The organism is Microcystis sp. M_QC_C_20170808_M3Col (assembly GCF_007095505.1).
GTDB lineage: Bacteria > Cyanobacteriota > Cyanobacteriia > Cyanobacteriales > Microcystaceae > Microcystis.
In genome coordinates this window covers 1-4,307 of sequence record NZ_SFBY01000374.1, presented here as the reverse complement: position 1 = coordinate 4,307, position 4,307 = coordinate 1, and the positions used below count along the sequence as shown (strand labels likewise).

General features: G+C 44.9%; 5 protein-coding genes and 1 pseudogene. 1 reads left to right on the top strand and 5 read right to left on the bottom strand.

Annotated elements, in window-relative coordinates; all coding sequences use genetic code 11:
• The coding region (locus tag EWV84_RS17325; RefSeq protein ID WP_287079010.1) for an RNA-guided endonuclease InsQ/TnpB family protein at positions 1-356 on the bottom strand (356 nt) is incomplete at its 3' end.
• A gap of 127 nt (positions 357-483) precedes the next feature.
• On the opposite strand from EWV84_RS17325, the gene EWV84_RS17320 reads away from it, so the two are divergent.
• Complete coding sequence (locus EWV84_RS17320; protein WP_287079008.1) at positions 484-1,689, top strand: acetate kinase; 1,206 nt, start codon at positions 484-486, stop codon at positions 1,687-1,689.
• A gap of 3 nt (positions 1,690-1,692) precedes the next feature.
• Here EWV84_RS17320 and EWV84_RS17315 read toward each other — a convergent pair whose 3' ends face one another.
• From EWV84_RS17315 to EWV84_RS17300, 4 genes and pseudogenes are all read right to left on the bottom strand, one after another.
• Positions 1,693-2,244: an anti-sigma factor family protein gene (locus tag EWV84_RS17315; RefSeq protein WP_287079006.1), complete on the bottom strand. Its 552-nt coding sequence runs from the start codon at positions 2,242-2,244 to the stop codon at positions 1,693-1,695.
• 113 nt (positions 2,245-2,357) lie between these two features.
• Complete coding sequence (locus EWV84_RS17310) at positions 2,358-3,014, bottom strand: sigma-70 family RNA polymerase sigma factor (protein ID WP_002750403.1); 657 nt, start codon at positions 3,012-3,014, stop codon at positions 2,358-2,360.
• Positions 3,015-3,275: 261 nt separating this feature from the next.
• On the bottom strand, positions 3,276-3,866 hold the full coding sequence (locus EWV84_RS17305; protein ID WP_287079004.1) for a PAP/fibrillin family protein: 591 nt from the start codon (positions 3,864-3,866) through the stop codon (positions 3,276-3,278).
• 178 nt (positions 3,867-4,044) lie between these two features.
• Positions 4,045-4,188: pseudogene (locus EWV84_RS17300) on the bottom strand (bilin-binding protein); the annotation flags it as partial.
• Positions 4,189-4,307: the final 119 nt, after the last annotated feature.

The following is a 4,307-nucleotide window of genomic DNA, read 5'->3' as shown; positions in this document are numbered from 1 at the left end:
AATTTAAAAGCAGATTTGGTAAATTCGGCACTTCCTCCTTGATGTTTTTTCTTAAAGTTAGGATACTTAGTACGACCAGCAAAGAAGTTAGTGAAAGCTGTTTGTAAATGTCTTAACCCCTGTTGTAAAGGTACACAGCTTACTTCGTTTAAAAAGTCTAATTCTTCTTGCTTTTTCCAATCAGTTAGCATTGAAGAAGTTTCAGTATATCCTACTCTTTCTTGCTTTTCGTACCATGCTTGTGTTCTGAGATGGAGTGCCTTATTGTAAACTAATCTTACACAGCCCAAGGTGCGTCGCAATAGCGACTCTTGTTCTGGTGTGGGGTAAAATCGAAACGAATAGGCTTTTTCCATGTCTCACATTCTGGCATATATGGTGTAAATGCGCTAGTATTTAACGGTAAAGCCAACCTAGAACGACGGGGTTTCAGACCCAAATTTTCGATGATCAGCACAAGCCACCTCCTAATTGAGCTTTTTTATGAAAATTCTGGTCTTAAATGCGGGATCGAGCAGTCAAAAAAGTTGTTTGTACGATTTAGAGTTTCTCCCTGACCATCCTCCGCAACCAATTTGGCAAGCGGGGATCGATTGGACAGTTAACCCTGATTACGGGGTTTTAACGGTAAAAGCTCAGGGAATTAAACAGGAAATTAATCTTTCTAGTCAGGATCGTCCGGCGGGAATTGCTCGGATGTTAGATACCTTAGTCACTGGCGAAACTAAGGTACTGGCTAACCTCGCCGACATTAGTATAGTCGGTCATCGAGTTGTCCATGGTGGCACGGAATATTCCCAGGCCACCATGATCACTCCCCAGGTCAAAGAAACGATTAAAAAGCTGATTCCCCTTGCTCCTAGCCATAATCCCGCTCATTTAGAAGGAATTGAAGCGATCGAGCAAGTTTTCGGCGATGTTCCTCAAGTAGCAGTGTTTGACACCGCTTTTCATCGTTCTATCCCTCCTGAGTCTTCTCTTTATCCCATTCCCTACCAATGGAGTGAACTGGGAATCCGTCGCTATGGGTTCCATGGCACCAGTCATCAGTACTGCTCCCAACGGGCCGCCGAATTGTTAGGAAAACCCCTAGAATCCTTGAAAATGGTGATCTGTCATCTGGGAAATGGCGCTTCCCTATCGGCAGTCAAGGGGGGTAAAAGTATTGATACTACTATGGGATTTACTCCTCTAGACGGATTGATGATGGGAACCCGCAGCGGTTCGATCGATCCAGGGATTCTGATTTATCTAGAGCGAGAATATCAATACAATCCCGATAGTTTAAATAGCTTACTCAATAAAGAATCCGGTTTAAAGGGAATTTCGGGGATTTCTGGCGATATGCGGGCAATTACCACGGCGATGGCCGAAGGCAACGAGAGGGCAAAATTAGCATTTGAGATGTATATTCATCGTCTGAAAAGTTTAATCGGATCGATGATCGCTTCTCTAGAGGGGTTAGATGTCTTGGTATTTACGGCAGGAATCGGCGAAAATTCAGCTTTAGTACGGGAAAAAGCCAGTCAAGGCTGGTCTTTTTTGGGTTTAGAGTTAGATTTGGCTAAAAATGCCGCTCGTCCTCGGGATGAGGATATCGCCAGTGACACATCTAAAGTGCGAGTGATGGTAATTGCTACGGCGGAAGATTGGGCGATCGCACGAGAATGCTGGCATTTATCTCGATAGACCTTACCTTTGGCTATTCTCTTTTGGCTGTTCCGTTGCGGGAATCTCCATAATCGGATGGTTAAGAGCAATCATCAAATGGTCTCCCTCTTGGCTAATACTGCTCGGACTGCTCGCCATTTGGGAGAGGGGATCATTGCGTTCGGAGACGAAGTAGGAACCAACAGCGATCGCCATAGCGGTGAAAATTGCGCCACCATAAACATAATATTGCCGACGACGCTGACCATCGACTTTTCTGAACACCTGTTCTGCCAATCGGTCGCTGGCCATAGTAACCGGTACGGGAATTTGCTTTAAATTAGTTTGTAATCCCAAGAGCTGCCGATAGAGTTTTTTAGCAGCAGCATCATGGTCTAACCAATGCTGAACTAGCTTCCGTTCCTCTACCGTTACTTCGTTATCAATATAGGCGCTAATTAAATCGAAACGATGAGCTTCTTCGTTATCCTCATCTAAGAACAAAATATCCTCGGCTGCGGAGTTGGAATCGCTGTCATCGTGACGTAACAAAGACTTGATCCATTGAACGTCTTCGGGTTGATAATTATTCATGGTTGACCTCGACCAGAAGCGATCGGTATACAATCACTTTTCACCAGCACGGAGCTAGTTAACTTTAACGACTCCTCATTTCGACCGTTAGTGCCGAATCACCACAATTTTATTTAGCCTTCCGTAAAATAGGGCTGTAAAACAGATTGTAATTTAGCGCGAGCGCGAGCAATGCGGGATTTAACAGTTCCTAAAGAAACTCCCGTGATCTCAGCAATTTCTTCGTAGGCCATGCCTTCAATTTCTCGCAGAATAATAGTTGTCCGAAAAGCTTCTGGTAAATCAGCGATCGCAGCCTGTAATTGATCGTAGAATTCGTGGGTGGTGAGATGTTCATCGGGACTGGGGTAATCGGACTCGATATCCCAATCGATTTCGCCATCTTCCACGCGCCGGGGAGCATCGAGGGAAATGGGGTGATTAACCCGCTTGCGTTTCCGCAATTCGTCGTAAAAAAGATTAGTAGCAATGCGACTTAACCAACCGCGGAACTTGAGGGGTTCATGGAGACGGTTAATATTGCGATAGACGCGAATCCAGACCTCTTGAGCCAAATCAGCGCGATCTTGCCAATCGGGAGCCAAATGATAGAGTAATTTATCAACATGAGCCTGATAGCGCCGCAGCAGTTCCGCAAAGGCTGCTCGATCCGGCTGACAGCCTTCCTGACAGCGTGCAATTAGATCGTAGTTGGAGAGTTTGTCAGGGGACACGGGGTTTTGAGACTTTTTGGCCTCAAGTGACCAAGATGCTGGAATCGATTGACTCATGGGATTTCCTCTAAGGATATAAACTCCTCACTCAGAGCTTGAGGACGGGAGAATTCAGTAAAGGTTCCCGAAAGTAAATAATTTTTTTCCCATATTTTGATTCTAACCGATCGGGGCATTCATCTGGGGGAGCAAGTGGGGTGTCGGGTGTGGGGTGTATTTTCAGTGAACAGTAAACAGTAATCAGTGAACTAAAAACTCACATCTGATCACTGATTACTGATAACTGATACAAGCCTGTCTTCTGAATAGCTCTGTAAGTTAGGTTTTTTCCTTAGCGAGAATAAAGACGCTGCCCTCGCTGCCGCGGCCGATGCGGAGATCTTCATCGAGATAGGTGATATCAAGCCAACCTGTTTGTTGGCGATTATTGAAAGAAAAATCGAGGGGAGGAAATTTTTTGCCACTCTCGATCGCTTCAATAAATTCTTGGGGAGAATGATAATTGAGAAGACGTTGCAGACCGAGGATCGAGCGCTCAAATTTGACCATTACCCGACGCTCGGATGTGGGTTCAAAGGTAGCGGAGACGATCACTGCTCCTTCTAACCAAGGTACACCGGTAATTTCAGCGATATTGTAGAGTTTGGCCTTGTTCAGGTCGAGATATTGATAAATTTGCCCTAATTGAAAAAAAGGTAGGCGATCTATTCCCAGAATGTTGCGGCTGCTGGTGAATAGCAAACGCCAATTGCCCCCTAATAGTTGTTTAACTTCGAGGGGATGGGGATGGGGATTGTGATCCTCCAATTGTTCGATCGCCGCTAAAATCCGCACGCGGTCGCTTTCTGTCGCCAGGAGTCCGCGATTTCTACCAGCGATCAATTCTAATAATTTCGCTTTGGCATCCATAGAATCTCCCTTATTTATAAACTGCCTCGACCCGCTAGGTACTCGATCGAGGTTTTTGGTGGTCCCAAGAGGTTCACTTTCGCTGATGATTTCAGAGTTTCAACGGAGTTTTAACCTCGGTGAGCGGCATTTTCAACTGTTGACTTGATTATTTTAACACAGATTAAATGCCGCAGTTTTAAAATTTTTTCATAACCGTAATTAAGTGATCGAAATAGGGAGTAATTGCGTTTTTTTCTGCCTCGCTAAAATACTCTAAACTGTATTGTTTTAAGGCTTCTAACCCCGAAATCATTGCCCCTAATGGTACTTGCAATTCTTGTTGACACTCCCCGCTCTAAAGAGACGGGGATTCTTGGTTCACAGAGATTACTTGCTTAGACAGAATTGCTTCTGAAAAAGTAGAGGTATTCTGTCCCCAAGCGTTTCTTGGATCTAGCC